General features: G+C 67.3%; 19 protein-coding genes. 12 read left to right on the forward strand and 7 right to left on the reverse strand.

Annotated features, from left to right (window positions below; translation table 11 throughout):
• Window position 1 precedes the first annotated feature (1 nt).
• From L8G49_RS19030 to L8G49_RS19040, 3 genes are all read right to left on the reverse strand, one after another.
• Window positions 2–379 carry a PaaI family thioesterase gene (locus tag L8G49_RS19030; RefSeq protein ID WP_242187369.1) on the reverse strand — a complete coding sequence of 126 codons (378 nt, stop codon included), beginning with the start codon at window positions 377–379 and terminating at the stop codon, window positions 2–4.
• The gene (locus L8G49_RS19035) at window positions 379–816 is read right to left on the reverse strand and encodes a PaaI family thioesterase (protein ID WP_242187370.1); all 438 of its coding nucleotides are present in this window, start codon (window positions 814–816) and stop codon (window positions 379–381) included. The genes L8G49_RS19030 and L8G49_RS19035 overlap by 1 nt, the downstream gene beginning before the upstream one ends.
• A gap of 250 nt (window positions 817–1,066) precedes the next feature.
• Complete coding sequence (locus L8G49_RS19040; RefSeq protein WP_242187372.1) at window positions 1,067–1,732, reverse strand: nitroreductase; 666 nt, start codon at window positions 1,730–1,732, stop codon at window positions 1,067–1,069.
• Between the two features lie 103 nt (window positions 1,733–1,835).
• On the opposite strand from L8G49_RS19040, the gene L8G49_RS19045 reads away from it, so the two are divergent.
• The 6 genes from L8G49_RS19045 (at window position 1,836) to L8G49_RS19070 (ending at window position 8,991) form a co-directional block, all read left to right on the forward strand.
• On the forward strand, window positions 1,836–3,008 hold the full coding sequence (locus L8G49_RS19045) for an acetyl-CoA C-acetyltransferase (protein WP_242187374.1): 1,173 nt from the start codon (window positions 1,836–1,838) through the stop codon (window positions 3,006–3,008).
• A 360-nt stretch (window positions 3,009–3,368) separates the two neighbouring features.
• Window positions 3,369–4,151 (forward strand): SDR family NAD(P)-dependent oxidoreductase, encoded by a 783-nt coding sequence (locus tag L8G49_RS19050; protein ID WP_242187376.1) that lies wholly within the window; start codon window positions 3,369–3,371, stop codon window positions 4,149–4,151.
• Window positions 4,152–4,577 carry an acyl-CoA thioesterase gene (locus tag L8G49_RS19055; protein ID WP_242187382.1) on the forward strand — a complete coding sequence of 142 codons (426 nt, stop codon included), beginning with the start codon at window positions 4,152–4,154 and terminating at the stop codon, window positions 4,575–4,577.
• A gap of 330 nt (window positions 4,578–4,907) precedes the next feature.
• Entirely contained in the window at window positions 4,908–6,344 is a 1,437-nt protein-coding gene (locus L8G49_RS19060; RefSeq protein ID WP_242187383.1) for a DEAD/DEAH box helicase, read from the forward strand.
• Window positions 6,345–6,655: 311 nt separating this feature from the next.
• Window positions 6,656–8,191 (forward strand): acyl-CoA synthetase, encoded by a 1,536-nt coding sequence (locus tag L8G49_RS19065; protein ID WP_242187384.1) that lies wholly within the window; start codon window positions 6,656–6,658, stop codon window positions 8,189–8,191.
• Window positions 8,192–8,202: 11 nt separating this feature from the next.
• Window positions 8,203–8,991 (forward strand): crotonase/enoyl-CoA hydratase family protein, encoded by a 789-nt coding sequence (locus L8G49_RS19070; protein ID WP_242187386.1) that lies wholly within the window; start codon window positions 8,203–8,205, stop codon window positions 8,989–8,991.
• Window positions 8,992–9,118: 127 nt separating this feature from the next.
• Here the strand turns inward: L8G49_RS19070 and L8G49_RS19075 are convergent, their stop codons facing one another.
• Both L8G49_RS19075 and L8G49_RS19080 read right to left on the reverse strand, forming a co-directional pair.
• Window positions 9,119–10,417 carry an amidohydrolase family protein gene (locus L8G49_RS19075; protein ID WP_242140289.1) on the reverse strand — a complete coding sequence of 433 codons (1,299 nt, stop codon included), beginning with the start codon at window positions 10,415–10,417 and terminating at the stop codon, window positions 9,119–9,121.
• The gene (locus L8G49_RS19080; RefSeq protein WP_242140290.1) at window positions 10,414–11,853 is read right to left on the reverse strand and encodes an amidohydrolase; all 1,440 of its coding nucleotides are present in this window, start codon (window positions 11,851–11,853) and stop codon (window positions 10,414–10,416) included. Before L8G49_RS19080 ends, L8G49_RS19075 begins: the two co-directional genes overlap by 4 nt.
• 298 nt (window positions 11,854–12,151) lie before the next feature.
• On the opposite strand from L8G49_RS19080, the gene L8G49_RS19085 reads away from it, so the two are divergent.
• Window positions 12,152–12,589, forward strand: coding sequence for a c-type cytochrome (locus L8G49_RS19085; protein ID WP_242140327.1), 438 nt, complete (start codon window positions 12,152–12,154; stop codon window positions 12,587–12,589).
• A gap of 51 nt (window positions 12,590–12,640) precedes the next feature.
• On the opposite strand, the gene L8G49_RS19090 is transcribed toward L8G49_RS19085, so the two are convergent.
• Window positions 12,641–13,795 (reverse strand): acyl-CoA dehydrogenase family protein, encoded by a 1,155-nt coding sequence (locus L8G49_RS19090; protein WP_242140291.1) that lies wholly within the window; start codon window positions 13,793–13,795, stop codon window positions 12,641–12,643.
• A gap of 137 nt (window positions 13,796–13,932) precedes the next feature.
• Here L8G49_RS19090 and L8G49_RS19095 point away from each other — a divergent pair, with 137 nt between their 5' ends.
• From L8G49_RS19095 to L8G49_RS19110, 4 genes are all read left to right on the forward strand, one after another.
• Window positions 13,933–14,934 (forward strand): fumarylacetoacetate hydrolase family protein, encoded by a 1,002-nt coding sequence (locus L8G49_RS19095; RefSeq protein ID WP_242140292.1) that lies wholly within the window; start codon window positions 13,933–13,935, stop codon window positions 14,932–14,934.
• A 305-nt stretch (window positions 14,935–15,239) separates the two neighbouring features.
• Window positions 15,240–16,538, forward strand: a complete 1,299-nt coding sequence (locus L8G49_RS19100) for a 3-methyl-2-oxobutanoate dehydrogenase (2-methylpropanoyl-transferring) subunit alpha (RefSeq protein ID WP_242140293.1) — start codon at window positions 15,240–15,242, stop codon at window positions 16,536–16,538.
• A 163-nt stretch (window positions 16,539–16,701) separates the two neighbouring features.
• Complete coding sequence (locus tag L8G49_RS19105) at window positions 16,702–17,709, forward strand: alpha-ketoacid dehydrogenase subunit beta (protein ID WP_010162350.1); 1,008 nt, start codon at window positions 16,702–16,704, stop codon at window positions 17,707–17,709.
• Entirely contained in the window at window positions 17,709–19,091 is a 1,383-nt protein-coding gene (locus L8G49_RS19110) for a dihydrolipoamide acetyltransferase family protein (RefSeq protein ID WP_242187387.1), read from the forward strand. Before L8G49_RS19105 ends, L8G49_RS19110 begins: the two co-directional genes overlap by 1 nt.
• Here the strand turns inward: L8G49_RS19110 and L8G49_RS19115 are convergent.
• Window positions 18,991–20,133 (reverse strand): SDR family oxidoreductase, encoded by a 1,143-nt coding sequence (locus tag L8G49_RS19115; RefSeq protein WP_242187388.1) that lies wholly within the window; start codon window positions 20,131–20,133, stop codon window positions 18,991–18,993. The two genes, L8G49_RS19110 and L8G49_RS19115, sit on opposite strands and share 101 nt — an antisense overlap.
• A 53-nt stretch (window positions 20,134–20,186) precedes the next feature.
• Here L8G49_RS19115 and L8G49_RS19120 point away from each other — a divergent pair, with 53 nt between their 5' ends.
• Window positions 20,187–21,386, forward strand: coding sequence for a bifunctional alpha/beta hydrolase/OsmC family protein (locus tag L8G49_RS19120; protein ID WP_242187389.1), 1,200 nt, complete (start codon window positions 20,187–20,189; stop codon window positions 21,384–21,386).
• The last annotated feature ends 446 nt before the right edge of the window (window positions 21,387–21,832 follow it).

The following is a 21,832-nucleotide window of genomic DNA, read 5'->3' on the forward strand; positions in this document are numbered from 1 at the left end:
GTCAGGCGCGCGCGATCAGATAGTTCATCCGAGCCGCGGCGATCGGCTTGGCGGGATCGTCCTGCCAGGCGGTCGCCTCGACATTGGCGACGCGTCCGCCGAGCCGAGTCACGACCCCGCGCGCATAGGTCGGCTTGTCGCGCCCGCCGCGCATGTAATCGACCGTCACGTTGATCGGCTTGATCTGCCCGCCGCCATCGTCTTCGAGCGCCTGGCGCACTGCGACGATCGCCGCCATCTCGAGCAACCCGCCGATCGCGCCACCGTGGAGCCAGCCGGGGCGTCCGGTCAGCGCCTGTCCGAATGGCATCGTCAGCAGGATCGCATCGTCGCCGGGCGCGATTTCGATTCCGAGCGTCTGGGCATAAGGCGGGAGCATCAGGCGGCGTCCGTGAACATGAAGGTGCCCGCGACATGCGCGAGCGGATCGGCCGGATCGCCGTCATGCGCCTGCCCGCGCACGAACGAGATCGAGCGCGTGATGCGATAGCATTCGCCGTGGCCGATCACGGTCTTGCCTGGGGTGGCGGGGCGCAGATAATCGATCCGGAGATCCAGCGTCGCGTGCGGGCGGAAGGTGCCGAGCCGGGTCCACACCGCGAGGCTGGTCGCCATGTCCATCATCGTCAGGATCGGGCCGGACGCGAGCACGCCGCTGTCGGGATCACCGATCAGGTCCGCGCGATACGGGAGCTGCAGCTCGCACCAGTCGGGACCGTGCGCAAGATAGCTGAGGCCCAGCAACCCGCCATGGCCGCCGACACCGAGGCGGCTGAAACGGGCGGGGTCGAAGGCGGGGAGGGGGGCGGGCGGCATGGGCGCGCGCTGTATCGCAATGCGGGACGGGTGCAAACCAACATCCGTCCTTCCCCGCGCGGGCGGGACCTCTGCGAAAGTCGGCTTACGCACCCGTCATTTGCCGCTTTCCCGCGAAGGCAGGAATCCAGAGCCAAGCAGAACAACGACTTACAGTTCTCGCGACGCTTGGACTCCCGCATTCGCGGGAGAACATCGACGGTTTCGCAGAGGCCATGCCTGAGGGGGGATGACGGACGCGGCGGGGACCTTAGCCATGCACCGTCAGCCATTCCGCCGGGTCCGCGCGCTGTGTACGCAGCGCATTCGCCGGATCGGCGATGTCCTCCACCCCGATCGCCATGCCGCAGAACAGCATCCGCTCCGGCGGCAGGTCGATCGCCGTGCCGACCGTCTCCGGAAACATCGCCCAGCATTCCTGCGCGCACGTCGCCAGTCCGGCCTCGACCGCGAGCAGCATGACATTCTGCAGATACATGCCGAGGTCGGCCCATTGCGGCGGCCCCATCCGCCGGTCGACGCTGCAGAACAGCGCCGCGGGCGCGCCGAAGAACTGGAAGTTGCGCGCGAACCACAAGCGCCGCGCCGCCTTGTCCTCGCGCGGGATGCCGAGTTCGCCGTACAACGCCTCGCCGACCGCGAAACGCCGGTCGCGATAGGGTGCGACGAGGTCGGGCGGGTAGATGGCGTAGGCGGGCTCCTCGGTCTCGCCGCGCCACAGCTTCGCGGCGATCGTCTGCTTCAACGCGGCGAGCGGCGTGCCCGTCAGCAGGTCGACGTGCCACGGCTGGAGATTGCCCCCGGTCGCGGCGCGCGCAGCCTTGGTGACGATGCCGGACAGCACCGCCGGATCGACCGGCGTCGGCAGGAACCCGCGGACCGAGCGCCGCGCCGCGATCGCTTCGCTGACCGTCATGGAATGTCCTTTCGAGCCTCGGGTATGCAACCGCACTCTTGCCCGTCGCGGCCATTCGGGGCAAGACAGTTGCAAAATACAACCTTCATTAGGGGAGTCGAGCATGGCCGAGGCCTATATCGTGGACGCAGTGCGCACCGCTGGCGGCAAGCGCGGCGGAAAGCTCGCCGGCTGGCATCCGGTCGACCTGGCGGCGTCGGTGCTCGACGCGATCGTCGCGCGCACCGGGATCGACGGCGCGGCGGTCGACGACGTGATCATGGGCTGCGTGATGCAGGGCGGGCAGCAGGCGGGGCAGGTCGGGCGCAACGCGGTGCTCGCGGCGAAGAATTTGCCCGACACCGTCCCCGCGGTGTCGATCGACCGGCAGTGCGGTTCCTCGCAACAGGCGATGCAGTTCGCCGCGCAGGCGGTGATGTCGGGAACGCAGGACATCGTCATCGCGGCAGGCGTCGAGAGCATGACGCGCGTGCCGATGGGCACCACCGCGACGCTGTTCATGAAAGAGGGGCTGGGCAACTACAAGTCGCCGCTCCTTGAAGAGAAATATCCCGGCGTCATGTTCAGCCAGTTCATGGGCGCGGAGATGATCGTCAAGAAGCACGGCTTCACCCGCGAGCAGCTCGACACCTTCGCGGTCGAAAGTCACCGCCGCGCCGCCGCCGCGACCGAGCGGGGCGCGTTCGACAAGGAGATCCTCGCGCTCGACGTCGAGACGCCCGACGGTGTGATTAGTCACCGCACCGACGAGGGCATCCGCGCGGATGCGACGCTGGAGAGCATCGGCGCGGTCAAATTGCTGCAGGAAGGCGGCAACATCAGCGCGGCCAACGCCAGCCAGATCTGCGATGGCGCGTCGGCGGTGATGATCGTCAGCGAGCGCGCGTTGAAGGAGCATGGGCTCACCCCGCTCGCGCGGATCGTCAACCTGACCGTGACCGGGGGCGACCCGGTGATCATGCTCGAGGAACCGCTGTTCGCGACCGACCGCGCGTTGCAGCGTTCGGGGATGAAGATCGAAGATATCGACCTGTACGAGGTCAACGAAGCGTTTGCGCCGGTGCCGCTCGCGTGGCTCAAGCATACCGGGGCGGATCATGCGCGGTTGAACGTCAACGGCGGCGCGATTGCGTTGGGGCATCCGCTCGGCGCTTCGGGGACGAAGCTGATGGCGACGCTGGTCCATGCGCTGCACGCCTCGGGCGGGCGCTACGGGTTGCAAACGATGTGCGAGGGCGGCGGTATTGCCAACGTCACGATCATCGAACGGCTTTGATTATTCTTAGCCCCTCCCCTTCAGGGGAGGGGTTGGGGTGGGGCAGTCCAGCAGAGCGCGTTCTCTGCGAGGCACACCCCACCCCCATCCCCTCCCCTGAAGGGGAGGGGCGTTCTCGTTCCAAGGGAGGGACCCTAACATGATTCTCGATTCCACCACCGCCGCCGTCGTCACCGCCGGCGCCGCCAAGTGCGTCGACGCCGCGATTATCGAACGGCGCTGATCTCACTTAGCCCCTCCCCTTCAGGGGAGGGGTTGGGGTGGGGCGGTCCAGCAGAACGACCTCTCTGCGAGGCACGCCCCACCCCCATCCCCTCCCCTGAAGGGGAGGGGCGTGCTCATTCCAAGGGAGGAAACGCCATGAACCTAGACTCCACCACCGCCGCCGTCGTCACCGGCGGAGCCTCCGGCCTCGGCGCCGCGACCGCCCGCGCGCTCGCCGCCAAGGGCGTCAAGGTCGCGATCTTCGACATGCAGACCGAGAAGGGCGAAGCGATCGCCGCGGAGATCGGCGGCACCTTCTGCGAAGTCAACGTCACGTCCGAGGACTCGGTCGACGCGGGCTTCGCCAAGGCGCGCGCGGCGCATGGGCAGGAAGCGATCCTCGTCTGCTGCGCAGGCACCGGCAATGCGATGAAGACCGCGAGCCGCTCGAAGGAAGACGGCAGCATCAAGCATTTCAGCCTCGCCGCGTTCGACTGGCTCATCCAGATCAACCTCGTCGGCACGTTCCGCTGCGTTGCAAAGTCGGCCGCCGGGATGCTCACCCTCGATCCGGGTGAAGACGGCGAACGCGGCGCGATCGTGATGACCGCGAGCGTCGCCGCCGAGGACGGGCAGATCGGCCAGGCCGCCTATTCCGCGTCCAAGGGCGGGGTCGTCGGCATGACCCTCCCCATCGCGCGCGACCTGATGGGCGAAGGAATTCGCGTCAACACGATCCTCCCTGGCATTTTCGAGACCCCGTTGATGCAGGGCGCGCCACAGCAGGTGAAGGACAATCTCGCCGCTTCGGTCCCCTTTCCCAAGCGGCTGGGGAAACCCGAGGAATATGCCAAGCTCGCGCTTGCGATGGTCGAGAACAGCTATTTCAACGGCGAGGACGTGCGGCTCGACGGCGCGATCCGGATGGCGCCGCGCTGAATGGCGCGGCCCGATCCGGCGCGGCAGGACTCCGCGCACTATCCGCACACCACGACGATCCAGACGCGGTTCCAGGACCTCGATGTCCTCGGCCATATTAACAACGTCGCGATGGCGGCACTATTCGAGAGCGCGCGCGTGCGGTTCAACCGCGCCCTCGGGCTGGCGGGCTGGTCGGGGCATCGCTGGCTCGTCGCGCGCGTCGAGGTCAATTATATCGCCGAGGCGTATTTTCCCGATGACGTCGCGGTCGCCACCGGGATCGGCGAGGTCGGCAATCGCAGCTGGCAGATCCTGTCGGCGGCGTTCCAGAACGGCACATGCGTCGCGACCTGCGACGTCGTGATCGTGATGAGTGCGAGTGGCGGGCTGACGACGCTGCCGGATGATTTCCGCGCGGGGCTGGAGGCGAACCGGGTCGGGTGATCGATACGCCGCTCGTGCTCCCGCGAAGGCGGGAGTCCAGGAGTCGCGAACGCAACGAGGCGTTGTTCTGCAAAACGCTGGATTCCCGCCTGCGCGGGAAAACGGATAGCGCACACGCGACCGCCCCACACCCAACCTTGACTTCCGCCCCCGCCTCGGCCATATGGCGCTCATCGAAGCGTCATGCAGCGTGATCGGACTTTATCGTCCCAGCTCCGCCTCGGTCGTTACCAAACGGACTTCCCTTTTCACGCGGGGTGTCAAATCCTCCCCCCGCCATCCGCGCGTCGAGAACGTGCGTCCATGGCATATGCAATGGAATACACTTTCATGTCTTTCGCCCATCTCGGCCTTGCCGAGCCGCTCGTTCGCGCGCTCGAAGCAAAGGGCTATACCACCCCCACCCCGATCCAGGCGCAGTCGATCCCGATGCTGCTCGAAGGCCGCGATCTGCTCGGCATCGCGCAGACCGGCACCGGCAAGACCGCCGCGTTCGTGCTGCCGTCGATCCAGCGCCTCGTCGCCGCCGACAAGCGCGTCCTGCCGACGCATTGCCGGATGCTGGTTCTCGCGCCGACGCGCGAACTCGCCAGCCAGATCGCCGATAGCGCGCGCGATTATGCGAAGTTCTCGAAGATGACCGTCGCGACGGTGTTCGGCGGGACCAGCATCAACAAGAACCGTCAGGACATGAGCCGCGGCGTCGACATCCTCGTCGCCACGCCGGGCCGTCTGCTCGACCTGATCGAGCAGCGCATGGTCAGCCTCGCGATGCTTGAGATCCTCGTGCTCGACGAAGCCGACCAGATGCTCGACCTCGGCTTCATCCACGCGCTGCGCAAGATCGTGAAGATGCTGCCGCGCGTGCGCCAGACGCTGTTCTTCTCGGCCACCATGCCGAACGCGATCCGCGAGCTCGCCGACCAGTTCCTCAACGATCCCGCGACCGTCAAGGTTGCCCCGGTGTCGAGCACTGCCGAGCGCGTCGAGCAATATGTCTATTTCGTCAACCAGGGCGAGAAGCAGGCGCTGCTGACGATGCTGCTGGCGGACGGCGCGATCGAGCGTTGCCTCGTCTTTACGCGGACCAAGCATGGCGCGGACCGCGTCGTGAAGCTGCTCGGTGCGAACGGCATCCCGGCGAACGCGATCCACGGCAACAAGAGCCAGCCGCAGCGGGAGCGCGCGCTCGGCGAGTTCAAGAGCGGCAAGGTCAAGGTGCTGGTCGCGACCGACATCGCGGCGCGCGGGATCGACGTTTCGGGCGTCAGCCACGTGTTCAACTTCGAGCTGCCCAACGTGGCAGAGCAATATGTCCACCGCATCGGCCGTACCGCACGCGCCGGCGCATCGGGCATCGCGATCAGCTTCTGCGCGGATGACGAGCGGAGCTACCTGCGCGACATCGAGAAGCTGACGCGCGTCAAGCCCGACATGGTCAAGCTCCCCGAGGGCTTCATGGCCGAAGCAGCCCGCATCAAGGCGGCGCGCCCGGCGGGTTCCGACGTCAGCGATCGTCCGCGCGACGAGAGCGGCCGTCACCGTGCGCCGCCGCGCGCAACCCACGCCGCGCGCCCGACCGGCGAGCGTCCTGCCGGCGGCAGCCGTCCCTATAGCGCCGGTGGCGCGCGTCCGGCGGGGGGCGCTGGTCGTCCTGCGGGCGCGGGTCGTCCGGCCGGTGGTGGTCGTCCGGGTGGCAGCGGCCGTCCGGCGGGCGGTGGTCGCCCGGCTGGCGGCGGCGGTCGGCGGTCGCCTGCGGCTGGCTGAGGCTTTCCGGTTTCTGGCTAATGCACGAGCGGCCGGTCCTTCGGGATCGGCCGTTTGCGTGTGTGCAGAGATCTTTGCGGCCACGCCTAACCAAGCCACTTCCCCGGCGAAGGCCGGGGCCCAGTAGAGATGGCCGGGGTAACGAAGCGCAGCGCTCAAGGCTCTTCTGTCTCCCTACTGGGCCCCGGCCTTCGCCGGGGAAGCAATGAAGGGCCGCGCACCCCCTGGAAAACGCCCCGTTGCCGCGCGCTTCGTCCCGCGCTAGCTTCCCGTTGCAAAACAAAACGAATCTACAGGGGAGAGGCCGGCGAATGTCGCACCCATGCGTCCACGCGCGGAGTGATCCGGGCAAGCCTGCGCTCATCGTCGCCGAAACCGGCGAGACGATCAGCTTCGCCGAACTCGACCAGCGGTCCAACCGCGCCGCGCGGCTCTTTCGAGCGCATGGCCTGGAAGCGGGCGATACGATCGCCTTGTTCTGCGAGAACATGCCGCAATTCTACGACGTGGCCTGGGGCGCGCAGCGCAGCGGGCTGTTCTTCGTCTGCATCTCGACCAAGCTGACCGCGCCCGAGGTCGGCTATATCCTCGCGGACTCGGGCGCGAAGCTGGTGGTCGCGTCGGCGGGGCTCGCGTCGGTGGCCGAACACATCGCGCCCGAGCTTCTGCGCTTCGCGGTCGGTGGCGTCATCCCCGGCTGGCAGGACTGGGACGCTGCCGTGGCCGCCATGCCCGCCGACCCAATCCCCGACCAACGCGCCGGAGTCGACATGCTTTATTCCTCGGGTACGACCGGCCGCCCCAAGGGCGTCCGCGTCGCCTTGCCCGTAGATCCCGACATCGAAGCGATGACCGTGCTCGAAATGCTCGCGCGCGGGCTTTACGGGCTTGGCCCCGACAGCATCTATCTCAGCCCCGCGCCGCTCTATCATGCCGCGCCGCTTCGCTGGTCGATGACGGTCCAGCGGCTCGGCGGCACCGTCGTGATGATGGAGCATTTCGAGCCCGAAGCCGCGCTCGCTGCGATCGAACGCTATCGCATCACCGCGAGCCAATGGGTGCCGACGCATTTCGTCCGGCTGCTCAAGCTTGATCCCGCGGCGCGCGCGCGGCACGATCTGTCGAGCCTCAAGGTCGCGATCCATGCCGCCGCGCCGTGCCCGGTTCCGGTGAAGGAAGCGATGATCGACTGGTGGGGACCAGTGCTGTTCGAATATTATGCCGGGTCGGAGGGGAATGGCCTGACGACGATCGCCTCGACCGAATGGCTCGCGCATCGCGGATCGGTTGGCAAGGCGGCGTACGGCGTGCTCCACGTCTGCGGCGAGGATGGCGCGGAGGTCGCGGCGGGCGAGGAAGGGCTGATCTATTTCGAGGGCGGCGGCGCGTTCGAATATCACAACGATCCCGAAAAGACCGCCGAGGCGCGCAATGCGTTCGGCTGGTCGACGCTCGGCGATATCGGGCGGATCGACGCGGACGGCTATCTGTACCTCACCGACCGCAAGAGCTTCATGATCATCTCAGGCGGCGTCAACATCTACCCGCAGGAGATCGAGAACCGGCTGATCACGCACCCGCGCGTCGCCGACGTCGCGGTGATCGGCGCGCCCGATGCGGCAATGGGCGAGCGCGTCGTCGCGGTGGTGCAGCCGGTCGACATGCGCGAAGCGGGGCCGGAGTTGGCCGCTGAACTGATCGCCTGGTGCCGCGCCGAATTGTCGGGGGTGAAGACGCCGCGGCAGATCGATTTCACCGCGGAACTGCCACGCCATGCGACGGGCAAATTGTACAAACGGCTGCTGCGAGACCACTATTGGGGCGAGACGGGCAGCCGGATCGTCTGATGGAGAAGAGCATGAACGACCGGGTTTCGATCACCGTCACCGATCACGTCGCCGACGTGCGGCTGACGCGCGCGGACAAGATGAATGCGATCGACCCCGCGATGTTCGAGGGGATCGGCGCGGCGATCGATTCGCTCCACACGCGCAAGGACGTGCGCTGCGTCGTGCTGTCGGGCGAGGGCAAGGCGTTCTGCGCGGGGCTCGACATGACGAGCATGGCGGGGGGCGGATCGGGGCTGAGCACGGTCGACCGCAACGCGCAGGGCAGCATCCTGCCGCAGCATGTCACCTGGGGGTGGCGCAACCTGCCGATGCCGGTAATCGCGGCGGTGCACGGGGTCGCGTTCGGCGGCGGGTTCCAGATCATGTCGGGCGCGGACATCAGGATCGCCGCGCCGGGGACGCGTTTCGCGATCCGAGAGAGTTATTGGGGGCTGGTCCCCGACATGGCGGGCTTCCCGATCTGGCGCGGGCTGGTGCGCGACGACGTGCTGCGCGAGCTGGTCTATACGTCGCGCGAGTTCGATGCCGACGAGGCGCTCCACCACGGGTTCGTCACGCGGATCGCCCATGCGCCGCATGCGGCGGCGCTGGAACTGGCGCATCTGATCGCTGCGAAAAGCCCCAATGCGATCCGCGGGGCGAAGCGGTTGTGCAACCTGGCGTTCGATGCGGATGCGCGGACGTTACTCGAAGCAGAGACCGCCGAGCAGGTCGCGGTGATGGGCAAGCCCGCGATGATGGAACAGGTTGCGGCGAACATCCAGAAACGGCCTGCGGTGTTTCACGACGCGGATTGAACCGGTTGGCCTTCTTCCCCGGCGAAGGCCGGGGCCCAGTCGCGGGCCGCGGGTAGCTCCGTAGCTGCCCTCTACATCGACCTTCGCTACTGGGCCCCGGCCTCCGCCGGGGAAGTGTTAAAACCTGCTACCGCTCGTACGCCTTCGGCAAAGCGCCTTCCTGCGGGACCATATACCGGTCGCGCAACGCATCCTGCCGGGTGCGCAGCGGCTGTTTCACCCCGTCGATATAGACCGCAGCCACCCCGGTCCCCAGTTCCAGCGGATCGCCATCCCACACCACGACATCGCCGCGCCGCCCCGCCTTGAGCGAGCCGATCTCGTCACCCATCCCGATCGCTTCCGCCGGCACCGAGGTGATCGCCGCGAACGCCGCATTCCAGTCGAGCCCGGTCGCGCCCGGCAGCTTGGTCAACGCGACCAGATTGCCCGCATATTGCTTTTCGAGCCGCGCCTGGCGCGCGTCATTGTCGTTGATCGTGCCCAGTCCGACGAGCACCCCCGCCGCCTTCATCCGCCCGACGTTCGACTGGGTCGAGCCCAGTTGATCGAACGAATTGGGCAGATCGGTCAGCGCCGACGCAATCACCGGGATGCGCGCCGCGACGAGTTGCGGCGCGACCATCCAGCCCTCCGCCGCGCCGACGAAGACCATCTTCACCGCGGGGAAATCCCGCTTGAGGTCGATCAGCGCGAGCATGTCCGACGCGCGCTCGACATGAACGAGCAGCGGCATCCTGCCGTTCGCCACAGGAACAAGAGCCTCGGCATCGGCGCGAGTCAGCAGCGCGCCCTTGCCCTGGTCGGCATAGTGATTGGGGTCGCGCGCGAAGTCCTTCGCCTGCGCCATCGCGTTGCGGAACATCGCGATCGCGGCGGGCCGGCTCCCCCCGGCGGCGCGCCCGCCGTCCACGCCATATTCCATGAACTGGAACGCGCGCGGCCGGGTGACCGGCGAACGGTCCGCCCCGAGATCAATCACCGCGCCCATCCCCGCGAAGATCGACCCGGCGTTGTCGGGCGCGACGATCGCGCGTGTCACCCCCTCGGCGCGGTTGAGCGGGATCGCGCTGGTGCTCGAATTGACCGCCGACGCGATGTCGATCGCGGCGTGGAACGGGCTGGTCTTCGCGCCAGCATCCGCGGTCTCGTCGACGCCGTCGACTTCGATGATCCCCATCCGTGTAAAGCCGGCGACGATCCCGGGGGTGACCCAGCGCCCGCCCGCATCGACCGTTTCGACCCCGCCGGGAACCGCGACCCCGCGCCCAGCCGCGACCACGCGACCGTCGCGCACGATCACGGTGCCACCCTCGATCGGCGCGGAGCCGTCACCGATGACGAGCTTGGCGTTGGTGATCGCGACGGTCTGCGCCGCCACGGGGGTTGCCAGCAGCGCGGCGGAGAGGAGGAGCAGGCGCTTCACTTCACATCTCCCGAGCCGGGCTGGCCAAGTTCGAAATCAGAAACCGGTCGGCGTTTCGGGTCGTTCGCGTCGTAAAGCAAAGCGCCGTCGATCCACACCTTCTCGGGCCGGGTATAGACGCTGAACGGGTTGCCGTTCCACAGCACGACGTCGGCCATCTTGCCGGGCTTGAGGCTGCCGGTCTTGTCGGCGATGTGGAGTGCCTTGGCGGGGTTGTAGGTCAGCCATTCCCACGCGACCGCGTCCGAGATCTGGATCCCCGCGCGCCGCCCGGCGGCGAGCGCCTTGGCGACTTCCTGGTTCAAGCGCTGGATTCCGTTCTCGTCATCCGAGTGGATCATCGCGCACGCGCCGTTCTTCTGGAGCAGCGCGAGATTCTCGCCGATCGCGTCGTACGACTCCATCTTGAAGCCCCACCAGTCCGCCCAGACCGCGGCGCAGGTCCCGTTCTGCTTCAACAAATCGGCGATCTTGTACGCCTCGACCGCGTGGTGGAACGCGCTGACGTGGTAGCCGAACTCCTTCGCCATATCCATGACGATGGCCATTTCGTCCGCGCGGTAGCAATGGTTCTGGACGAGGATCTCGCCCGACAGCACGCCTGCGAGCGTGTCCATCGCGATGTCGCGGCCGGGGACCTCGCCGCCGTCCTTCTCGTATTTGTCCCATTTGCGCTTATACTCGACCGCCTTCGCCCAGGTCTGGCGGTCGACCGCGATGTTGCCCATCCGGGTCGAGGGCTCGCGTCCCTTGCTGCCATAGACGCGCTTGGGGTTCTCGCCGCACGCCATCTTGAGACCGTAAGGCGCGCCGGGGAACTTCATCCCCTGCTCGGTGCGCGCATAGACGTTCTTGATGACGACCGAGCGGCCGCCCATCAGGTTCGCCGAACCGGGGAGGATCTGCAGCGTCGTCACCCCGCCATTGACGAGCGCACGGCTGAAGCCGGGGTCCTGCGGCCATACGCTGTGCTCGGCCCAGACTTCGGGGGTGGTCGGGCTGGTCGCCTCGTTACCGTCCGAATTGGCCTCGACCGCGGGCGTCGGATAGTCGCCGAGATGGCTGTGAATATCGATGATCCCGGGCGTGAGCGTCTTGCCGGTGCCGTCGATCACGGTCGCGCCGGCCGGCGCATCGATGCTCTGGCCGAGCGCGACGATCTTGCCGTCGGCGAACAGCACCGACCCATTGTCGATCCTGCCGCCTTCGCCGTCGAAGATGGTGACGTGCGTGACGAGCGTCGGGGTGCCCGGATAGCGCTTGTAGGTCGATGGGAAGGGATCATGGCTGAACCCCTTGCCGACGCCGGGACCCTTGCCCGAGCCCTTGGCGGCATCCGCCTTGGTCGAAACGCTTGCCGGATGGCCACCCCCATCGCTCGCGCAGCCCGCCAGCAGGGCGGCGAGCGCCACCGTGGCCAAACCGATATGCTTCATGCCCAACCCCCTTCGCGCGTTTCGCGCTGTATTGGTGGAGTAATCCGGCAGGATGGGGAGGCTGTCAACAGCCTTGCCGATCGCGTGTGGCGGTTCGATATCCCGTGCGCGCTACCGTCGGTCGGACTTGGAAGGTTAGGGGAAAGTTAGGCGAAAACGATCGCGAAGCGGCGCTTCTTTCCTGCCCCTTCCAGACTTTTACAGGCGGACGGTGGCATGCAATGCTGTCAAAGAGCGAAGCGGGATCCTAGCAGCAATCCGGTTTGTAGGACAGGATGCCGCCCTGTACGGTGGCATGATGGTGTCCCGATCGATGATCCTTGCGCTCGCCGCCGCGCTGGTGCTCGCCGCCTGTTCGCCCGACGACAGGGAAGCGCGCCGTCGTGCGGCGGGGCCGATGCCGTCGGTGGCGGCGCTCGCGCGGGTGGCCAGCGCCGCTGCGGGCGCCAGGCTCTTCACCCGGTGCTCCGCCTGCCATTCGATCGGCCGGGGCGCACCCGATCTCGGGGGACCCAACCTGTACGGGGTAATGGGACAGGAGATCGGCCAGAACAGTCCGCGCTTCGCCTATACGGCCGCATTGCAGGCGGTCGGCGGACGCTGGACGCGCGCGCGGATGGATGCCTGGCTCGCCAACCCCCGGCGCTTTGCGCCCGGCACGGCGATGGGGTTCGCGGGACTGGCCGATCCGCTCGATCGCGCGGATGTCATCGCCTATCTGGAGACGCAGCGGTGATGACGCCCTGGTGCGGCTAGGGGCGGCGCTCCCGCTCCGTCGCGTCGCGCGCTACAGCGAGCGCCCGATCAGCTCCTTCATGATCTCGTTCGTCCCCCCGAAGATCCGCGTCACCCGCGCAGCGCGCCACGCGCGCGCGATCGGATATTCGTTCATATAGCCAGCGCCGCCGTGGAGCTGGAGGCAGGCGTCCATTACCTCCCATTGCAGATCGGTGTGCCACAGCTTGGCGGCGGCGCCTTCCTCGTTGGTCAGTTCGCCCTTCAGATGCCGCGTGATCGCCCAGTCGAGATGCGCCCAGCCGACCTGCAGCTTGGCTTTCAGGTCCGCGAGCACGAAGCGCGTGTTCTGGAAATCGAACACCATCCCCGCAAAGGCCTTGCGCGTCTTGGTGAACTCGACCGTCTCGTCGAACGCCTTTTGCGCCGACGCGTGGACCGACACCGCGATCGACAGGCGTTCCTGCGGCAGCTGGCTCATCAGATAGATGAAACCCTTGCCCTCTTCGCCGAGGCAATTGGTCATCGGCACGCGGACATCCTCGAAGAACAGCTCGGACGTGTCGGCGGCGTCTTGCCCGATCTTGTCGAGCTTGCGGCCCTTGCTGAACCCCTCGCGGTCGCTTTCGACCAGGATGATCGACATGCCTTTCCACGCGGGCTTGGCATCGGGGTCGGTCTTGGCGACGACCAGGGTCAGGTCGGTGTTCTGGCCGTTGGTGATGTAAGTCTTGGACCCATTGATGACATAGTGATTGCCATCCTTTTTCGCGGTCGTGCGGATCGCCTGGAGATCGGATCCAGTGCCCGGCTCGGTCATCGCGATCGCGGTGATCACCTCGCCCGAGACGAGCTTGGGGAGCCACTGCCCCTTCTGCTCTTCCGACCCATAGGTTTCGAGATAACCGCAGACGATGTCGGACTGGAGCGAGAAGCCCGCGGGCACGCCATTATACGCCATCTCCTCGTCGACGATCGCATTATAGCCAAAGTCGAGCCCCAGCCCGCCGTAAGCCTCGGGCACGGTCGGGCAGAGCATCCCGATCTCGCCCGCCTTGCGCCAGAAATCCTTGGGGACGAGCCGGTCTTCCTCCCAGCGATTGACGTGCGGGACGCCTTCCTTCTGCAGGAAGCTCCGCACCGTCTGGCGGAATGCCTCGTGATCTTCGGTATACGCAAAGCGGCCGGCGACGGAGTCGAGCGTCATCAGATCAGTCCTCTCTTGCAACCTTCTTTTGTCGAGATGTGCGGGGGGATGACGCGAACGTCAATCACTATCGCGACAGCCCGCGCTCGACACGCCCGGGCAGGGGGGTATGCTAGGGGAAAATCGCAGGAGAGTTCATGAAACTGGCAAGCCTCAAGTCCGGCCGCGACGGTGCCCTCGTCGTCGTGTCGAACGATCTCGCCTGGTATGCCGACGCCAGCCACATCGCGCCGACGCTGCAGGCGGCGCTCGATGACTGGGACCGGCTCGCCCCCGATCTCGCGAATCTCAGCACCGATCTCGAGCATGAGATGATCCCGATGCGGCGGTTCCACGAACATGCCGCCGCCGCGCCGCTGCCGCGCGCGTATCAGTGGGCGGACGGCTCGGCCTATGTGAACCACGTCGCCCTGGTGCGGCAGGCGCGCGCGGCGGAGATGCCCGACAGCTTCTGGCACGATCCGCTGATGTATCAGGGCGGGTCCGACGGGTTCCTCGGCCCGCGCGATGCGATCCCGCTTGCGGACGAAAGCTGGGGCTGCGATTTCGAGGGCGAAGTCGTCGTCGTGACGGGCGACGTGCCGCAGGGCGCGAGCCGCGAGGACGCGCTGGCGGCGGTGCGGCTGGTCGGGCTGACCAACGACGTCTCGCTCCGCAATCTGATCCCGGGCGAGCTCGCCAAGGGCTTCGGTTTCTTCCAGTCCAAGCCAGCGAGCGCCTTCTCGCCGGTGTTCGTCACGCCCGACTCGCTCGGCGACTGGTGGCAGGACGGCAAGCTCCACCGCACGCTGATGATCGACCTCAACGGCCAGCCGTTCGGGCGAGTCGCGGCGGGCGAGGACATGACCTTCGATTTCGGCACGCTGATCGCGCATGCCGCCAAGACGCGCGCGCTGGGGGCAGGGACGATCGTCGGGTCGGGGACGGTCTCCAACCGCGATTCGGATGGCGGACCGGGCAAGCCGATCGCGGCGGGCGGCGTCGGCTATGCGTGCCTCGCCGAGGTGCGGACGGTGGAGACGATCCTCGAGGGGGGCGCGAAGACGCCGTTCCTCAAGGCGGGCGATACCGTGCGGATCTGGGCCGAGGACGACAAGCGGCACCCGATCTTCGGGGTGATCGAACAGACGGTGGGGTAAGGGGGCGAGGCGCTACCTTTTCTTCCCTCATCTCATCCCTCATTTCTTCCCCGGCGAAGGCCGGGGCCCAGTAGCGCAGGTTGCTGTAATCTTGCGCAGCGTCAGACAACAACGCGCCCTCGACTGGGCCCCGGCCTTCGCTGGGGAAGGAATAAAGAAGACCGGAAAAGCGACGGAACCCACGGAATTTGCGTCACCCGGCGCAGACCCCCTCGCCAAGCCCCGCGAAATTTTATAACAACGCCGCGCATAGAACGAATCTGCCCGCTGGCCATCGGCCGGAGAGGCGTCCGCTTGGAGAGTATATGGCACGCGACCCGGTCCCGGCCCATCTGAAGAAGAACCTGCCACCGCTGTCGCTCTATGTGCCCGAGCCCAAGTTCCGGCCCGGCGACGCGGTCGACTTCACGCAGGTTCCGATTCCCGCAGCGGGCGAAACCCGCCGCCCCGACATTGGCGATGCGGCGCAGAGCTTTACCGATCTGGCGTATCAACTCGTCCGCGTGCTCGACGAGGATGGCCAGGCGGTCGGCCCGTGGAACCCGCGGCTCTCCCCCGATACGCTGCGCGCGATGCTGCGCAGCATGGCGCAGGTCCGCGCGTTCGACGAACGCATGTTCCGCGCGCAGCGGCAGGGCAAGACGAGCTTCTACATGAAGTGCACCGGCGAAGAGGCGGTCGCGGTCGCGGCGGCCTATGCGCTCGATTACGAGGACATGTGCTTCCCGTCCTATCGCCAGCAGGGCCTGCTCATCGCGCGCAACTGGTCGATGGTCGACATGATGAACCAGATCTATTCGAACAGCGCGGATCGGTTGCAGGGCAAGCAGTTGCCGATCATGTATTCGGTCAAGGAAGCCGGCTTCTTCTCGATCTCGGGCAATCTCACCACGCAATACCCCCAAGCGGTCGGCTGGGCGATGGCGAGCGCGGCCAAGGGCGACACGCGGATCGCGGCGACCTGGTGCGGCGAGGGTTCGACCGCCGAGGGCGACTTCCACTCCGCCTGCACCTTCGCGAGTGTCTATCGCGCGCCGGTGATCTTCAACGTCGTCAACAACCAGTGGGCGATCTCGTCCTTCTCAGGCTTTGCGGGCGCCGAATCGACGACCTTCGCGGCACGTGCGGTCGGCTACGGGATCGCAGGGCTGCGGGTCGACGGCAATGACGCGCTCGCGGTCTATGCCGCGACCGCCTGGGCGGCGGAGCGCGCACGGACCAATCAGGGGCCGACGCTGATCGAGCATTTCACCTATCGCGCCGAAGGTCATTCGACCTCGGACGATCCGGGGCAATATCGCTCGGCGGGCGAGCCGACCGCATGGCCGCTCGGCGACCCGATCGCGCGGTTGAAGGCGCATCTGATCGCGCTCGGCGAATGGGACGAGGAGCGCCACGCGACGCAGGACAAGGAGTTGGCCGAAATGGTCAAGGCCGCGCAGAAGCAGGCCGAAGCCAACGGCGTGCTCGGCCACGGCCTGCACCAGCCGCTCGACTCGCTGTTCGACGGCGTGTTCGAGGAGATGCCGTGGCATCTCAAGGAACAGCAGGCGCAAATGATCGCCGAGGAAACCGCCAGCGGCCGCCCATGGGCGCGCAAGTGATGGGTGCCCGGCCCAGCGGCGCAGCCACCATGTCCTCCTTCTTTCTTCGTGGCTTAGTGTCTTCGTGCGAGTCAAAATTTCTCGCACAAAGCCACAAAGCCACGAAGAAGGTTTTCAGAGCCGCAGTCGCGGCGGGTGCAGCAGCATGACTGAATCGACTCGCATGAACATGATCCAGGCGATCAACTCCGCCATGGACGTGATGATGGACCGTGACCCCGACATCGTCGTGATGGGCGAGGACGTCGGCTACTTCGGCGGCGTGTTCCGCGCGACCGCTGGGCTCCAGAGCAAATACGGCAAGACCCGCGTGTTCGACACGCCGATCACCGAGTGCGGCATCATCGGCGTCGCGGTCGGCATGGGCGCGTACGGCCTGCGCCCGGTCCCCGAGATCCAGTTCGCGGATTACATCTACCCCGCGCTCGACCAGTTGGTCAGCGAAGCGGCACGGTTGCGTTATCGTTCGGCGGGGGAATTCACCGCGCCGATCACGGTGCGCTCGCCGTTCGGTGGCGGGATCTTCGGCGGGCAGACGCACAGCCAGAGCCCCGAGGGAATCTTCACCCACATCTCGGGCGTCAAGACGGTGATCCCCTCGACCCCCTATGACGCCAAGGGCCTGCTGATCGCGGCGATCGAGGACAATGATCCGACGATCTTCTTCGAGCCCAAGCGGATCTACAACGGCCCGTTCGACGGCCATTGGGACAAGCCCACGCAGAACTGGTCGCAGCATCCCGCGGGCGAGGTGCCGACCGGCTATTACAAGATCGAACTCGGCAAGGCGAAGGTCGTGCGGCCCGGCGAAGCGCTGACGATCCTCGCCTATGGCACGATGGTCCACGTCGCGCTCGCGGTGATCGCGGAAGCGGGCGTCGACGCCGAAGTGATCGATCTGCGCACGCTGGTGCCGCTCGACATCGAGACGATCGCGGCATCGGTGGAGAAGACCGGGCGCTGCATGATCATCCACGAGGCGACGCGGACCAGCGGGTTCGGCGCGGAACTGTCGGCGCAGGTGCAGGAGCGCTGCTTCTATCACCTCGAAGCGCCGATCGAGCGCGTCACCGGGTTCGACACGCCCTATCCGCACAGCCTTGAATGGGCGTATTTCCCGGGTCCGGTCCGGATCGGCGAGGCGCTCAAGAAGATCATGAAGGACGCATAATGGCACGCTTTACCTTCAAGCTCCCCGACATCGGCGAAGGCATTTCCGAGGCTGAGATCGTCGCCTGGCACGTAAAGGTCGGCGAACGCGTCGAGGAGGACCAGCAGGTCGCCGACATGATGACCGACAAGGCGACCGTCGAGATGGAATCGCCCGTCTCGGGCGTGGTGGTCGAACTCGCAGGCGAAGTCGGCGACCAGGTGTCGATCGGCGCGGCGCTGGTGGTGATCGAGACCGATGCCGACGTTTCCGCCGAGGAAGCGCCTGCGTTGCGGAGCGACGAACCGGCGGAGCTGAAGGCCGCACCGGCGAGCGCGGAGCAGGTCGAGGTCGCGCAGCAATATGAGGCGGAGAATCCGGGGGTGGAGGAGGTCACTTCTTCTCCCTCGTCCGCTTCTTTTTCTTCCCCGGCGGAGGCCGGGGCCCAGTCGAGGCCGGCTGGTAACGAAGCGCCGTCCTCACCAACCTCGACCTCCGCGACTGGGCCCCGGCTTTCGCCGGGGAAGGAAGATCACGAGAAGAAGAGCGTTCTCGCGTCTCCCGCGGTCCGCGCGCGCGCGGCGGACCTCGGCGTCGACCTCTCCCAGATCAAGGCCGAAGGCGACCGCATCCGCCACAGCGATCTCGACGCTTTCCTCCGCTACGGCGGCGCACAGGGCTATCACGCCCCACACGCCTCCAACGCCCGCGCGGACGAGGCGATCAAGGTCATCGGGATGCGCCGCCGCATCGCCGAGAACATGGCCGCGTCGAAGCGCGCGATCCCGCACTTCACCTATGTCGACGAGATCGACGTCACCGCGCTGGAGGCAATGCGCGCGGACCTCAACGCCAACCGCGGCGGACGCCCCAAGCTGACGCTGCTCCCGCTGCTGATCGTCGCAATCTGCAAGACGATCCCGGCCTTCCCGATGCTCAACGCGCGTTATGACGACGAGGCGGGCGTGGTCACGCGCCACGGCAGCGTGCACTTAGGCATGGCGACGCAGACCGACGCGGGCCTCACCGTCCCCGTCATCCGCGACGCGCAGGACCGCAACGTCTGGCAGCTCGCGACCGAGATCGTGCGCCTCGCCGAAGCCGCCCGCGCGAACAAGCTCGCGCCCAGCGAAATGGGTGGCGGCACGCTGACCGTCACCTCGCTCGGTCCGCTCGGCGGGATCGCGACGACGCCGGTCATCAACCGCCCCGAGGTCGCGATCATCGGTCCGAACAAGATCGTCGAACGCCCGATCTTCGTCGGCGACGAGATCGTGCGCGCCAAGCTGATGAACCTGTCGATCAGCTGCGATCACCGCGTGGTCGACGGCTGGGACGCCGCGAGCTTCGTCCAGGCGCTGCGCAAGTATCTGGAAACGCCGGTCCTGCTCTTCGCGAACTGAGGGGCGCGGGCGGGGCAGGGCACAGGCGCGCCTTGCCCTCGCCAAATTCCGTCATCCCCGCGGAGGCACAAGTGTTCTCCCGCGAAGGCGGGAGCCCAGGAGTCTCGAGAGCTGTAAGATGGCGTTTTGCTTGGCCCTGGATTCCCGCCTTCGCGGGAAAACAGCAAGCGGGGGACACAAACTGACTTTCCGGGGGTCTCGCCTGCGCGGGGGAGGTAGGAGAGGAACCCCTACTTCCCCGCGTCTTCTGCAACGACCCCGCCATCGATCGCGCCACGCCGCGCGGCGTGAAGCGGATCGCGCCCGCCATCACGCTGTTGAGCAGCCCCGAAACCGCGACCGCGCGGTTCGCCGCCAGCGCGCGCAGCCCGTCGCGGACCACCACGTCGGGCTCGGTCGCGAACCGCTTGAACAGCTCGCTATCCCCCATGTCCGCCACCTCGGCGAATTCGGTCCGCGTCGGCCCGGGGCACAGGGCCGACACGCGCACGCCGCCCGCCTTCACTTCCTCGTGCAATCCTTCGGAAAAGCTCAGCACGAACGCCTTGGTCGCATAATAGACGCTCATCCACGGCCCCGGCTGAAAGGCCGCGGTCGAGGCGACGTTGAGGATCGCGCCGTCGCGCCGCTGGAGCATCCCCGGCAGCACCGCATGGCACAATTCCACCAACGCGCGGCAGTTGAGGTCGATCATCCGCGCCTGCATCGCGCCATCCAGTTCGGCGAACGCGCCGCGCGCGCCATAGCCCGCGTTGTTGATCAGCGTGGTGACCGCAAGCCCGCGCCGCGCGACTTCGGCGATCAGCGCTTCGGGCGCGCCCGGCGCGGCGAGATCGCTCGCGATGACGTCGGCGGCGACCTGATGCTCGACCCGGATCCGCTGCGCGAGCGCCTCGAGCCGGTCGGTACGGCGCGCGACCAGGATCACGTTTTCCCCCGTCGCCGCGACCGCGAGCGCAAAGCGTTCGCCAAGGCCGGCGGACGCGCCGGTGATCAACGTCGTGCCGTGCGCCTTGCGATTTCCCCCGATGTGCCCGCGCATGATAGAGCGCGCGCCGGGTGCGGGCAATCGTCCCGCCGGCACGGAGACAGACGATGAAGCGCGAGGTTCGGTTCCCCAATGCGGAAGGCGTGATGCTGGCGGGATCGCTCGAGCGCCCGCCGGGGCGGGTGCGCGCGGTCGCGCTGTTCGCGCATTGCTTCACCTGCACCGCGCAGAGCCATGCCGCGCGCCGCGTCAGTCTCGCGCTCGCCGAACAGGGGATCGCGACGCTGCGGTTCGATTTCACCGGACTGGGCGCGAGCGAGGGCGCCTTCGCCGATAGCCACTTCAGCGCGAACGTCGCGGATCTGGTCGCGGCGGCGGATTTCCTCGCGGGCGACATCGGCGCGCCCGACATCCTGATCGGCCATTCGCTCGGCGGCGCGGCGGTGATCGCGGCGGCGGAGCATATCCCGGCGGCGCGCGCGGTGGTGACGATCGCCGCGCCGTTCGATCCGCGCCACGTGCTGCATCTCATCAAGGGGGCGGACGACCTTGCCGACGACCCGCGCGAGGTGTCGATCGGCGGGCGGCCGTTCCGGATCGGGCGCGAGTTCCTCGCCTCGGTCGAGGGGCAGGACCAGGCGAACCGGCTCGCGCATCTCAAGCGCGCGCTGCTCGTGCTGCATTCGGCGACCGATGCGACCGTCGGGGTGGAGAATGCGCGCGCGATCTTCGAGGCGGCGAAACACCCCAAGAGCTTCGTCGCGCTCGACGGCGCGGACCATCTGCTGACCGATCCCGCGCAGGCGAGCTACGCCGCGCAGCTCATCGCCGCCTGGGTCCAGCCGTTCCTCGGCGCGGCGATGCCGGTGGGGGAGGTGCCCGAGGGCCATGTCCGCGTGAGCTCGACCGAGGCGAAGTTCGTCCAGATCGTCGAATCGGCGGGGCACAGCTTCCTTGCGGACGAGCCGCTCAGGACGGGCGGGAGCGATCTCGGGCCGACGCCGTACGACCTGCTGCTCGCCGCGCTGGGGACATGCACCGCGATGACGCTCCGGCTGGTCGCGGCGAACGAGGGGATCCCGCTCGACGGTGTCGCGGTGACGTTGCACCACCGCCGCCATCACGCCGATGATTGCGCCGCGGCGGCGGGCGGGCGGCCGCAGATCGAAGTGCTCGAGCGGGTGGTGACGCTGCAAGGCGCGCTGACCGACGCACAGCGCGCACGAATGCTGGCGATCGCGGACAAATGTCCGGTGCATCGCACGCTCGCAGGCGACCCGCGGATCGAGACGCGGCTGGCGGAGTGAGGGGAGACTGGAGTAGCTGAACGCGTTACCCAGGCGGAGGCGAGACCTTTGCGAAAGTCGCTCGATCCCACATCCGTCACCCCGGCGAAGGCCGGGGCCGTGTAATTATCCGGGCGCGGCGAGGCGGCCGGGTGCGGTATCACCGGTTTTGCCCCCTTACATGGCGGCCCCGGCCTGCGCCGGGGTGACGGGAAGGGGCAACAGAGCGACTTTCGCAGAGGTCTCGCGAAGGCCGGGGCCGCCATGTCCGGCGCCCGCGACCGGCGATACGGCACTCCGTCGCGCCCGATAACCACACGGCCCCGGCCTTCGCGAGACCATAGGTGTTCTCCCGCGAAGGCGGGAGTCCAGGAGTCACGAGAACTGTAAATCGTTGTTCTGCTGGGCTCTGGATTCCCGCCTTCGCGGGAAAACAGGGGATGACCGGTCGGTAACCCAAGTTTCGC

The organism is Sphingomonas sp. CARO-RG-8B-R24-01 (genome assembly GCF_022662295.1).
Classification (GTDB): Bacteria; Pseudomonadota; Alphaproteobacteria; order Sphingomonadales; family Sphingomonadaceae; genus Sphingomonas.

What these genes read in the sequence shown, in the direction of transcription:
- L8G49_RS19100 (WP_242140293.1), top strand. Translation starts at nt 15,240, where the DNA reads ATGGCACGCGACCCGGTCCCGGCCCATCTGAAGAAGAACCTGCCACCG.
- L8G49_RS19070 (WP_242187386.1), top strand. Translation starts at nt 8,203, where the DNA reads ATGAACGACCGGGTTTCGATCACCGTCACCGATCACGTCGCCGACGTG.
- L8G49_RS19035 (WP_242187370.1), bottom strand. Translation starts at nt 816, where the DNA reads ATGCCGCCCGCCCCCCTCCCCGCCTTCGACCCCGCCCGTTTCAGCCGC.
- L8G49_RS19055 (WP_242187382.1), top strand. Translation starts at nt 4,152, where the DNA reads ATGGCGCGGCCCGATCCGGCGCGGCAGGACTCCGCGCACTATCCGCAC.
- L8G49_RS19045 (WP_242187374.1), top strand. Translation starts at nt 1,836, where the DNA reads ATGGCCGAGGCCTATATCGTGGACGCAGTGCGCACCGCTGGCGGCAAG.
- L8G49_RS19040 (WP_242187372.1), bottom strand. Translation starts at nt 1,732, where the DNA reads ATGACGGTCAGCGAAGCGATCGCGGCGCGGCGCTCGGTCCGCGGGTTC.
- L8G49_RS19060 (WP_242187383.1), top strand. Translation starts at nt 4,908, where the DNA reads ATGTCTTTCGCCCATCTCGGCCTTGCCGAGCCGCTCGTTCGCGCGCTC.
- L8G49_RS19085 (WP_242140327.1), top strand. Translation starts at nt 12,152, where the DNA reads ATGGTGTCCCGATCGATGATCCTTGCGCTCGCCGCCGCGCTGGTGCTC.
- L8G49_RS19095 (WP_242140292.1), top strand. Translation starts at nt 13,933, where the DNA reads ATGAAACTGGCAAGCCTCAAGTCCGGCCGCGACGGTGCCCTCGTCGTC.
- L8G49_RS19080 (WP_242140290.1), bottom strand. Translation starts at nt 11,853, where the DNA reads ATGAAGCATATCGGTTTGGCCACGGTGGCGCTCGCCGCCCTGCTGGCG.
- L8G49_RS19050 (WP_242187376.1), top strand. Translation starts at nt 3,369, where the DNA reads ATGAACCTAGACTCCACCACCGCCGCCGTCGTCACCGGCGGAGCCTCC.
- L8G49_RS19090 (WP_242140291.1), bottom strand. Translation starts at nt 13,795, where the DNA reads ATGACGCTCGACTCCGTCGCCGGCCGCTTTGCGTATACCGAAGATCAC.
- L8G49_RS19065 (WP_242187384.1), top strand. Translation starts at nt 6,656, where the DNA reads ATGTCGCACCCATGCGTCCACGCGCGGAGTGATCCGGGCAAGCCTGCG.
- L8G49_RS19030 (WP_242187369.1), bottom strand. Translation starts at nt 379, where the DNA reads ATGCTCCCGCCTTATGCCCAGACGCTCGGAATCGAAATCGCGCCCGGC.
- L8G49_RS19110 (WP_242187387.1), top strand. Translation starts at nt 17,709, where the DNA reads ATGGCACGCTTTACCTTCAAGCTCCCCGACATCGGCGAAGGCATTTCC.
- L8G49_RS19120 (WP_242187389.1), top strand. Translation starts at nt 20,187, where the DNA reads ATGAAGCGCGAGGTTCGGTTCCCCAATGCGGAAGGCGTGATGCTGGCG.
- L8G49_RS19115 (WP_242187388.1), bottom strand. Translation starts at nt 20,133, where the DNA reads ATGCGCGGGCACATCGGGGGAAATCGCAAGGCGCACGGCACGACGTTG.
- L8G49_RS19105 (WP_010162350.1), top strand. Translation starts at nt 16,702, where the DNA reads ATGAACATGATCCAGGCGATCAACTCCGCCATGGACGTGATGATGGAC.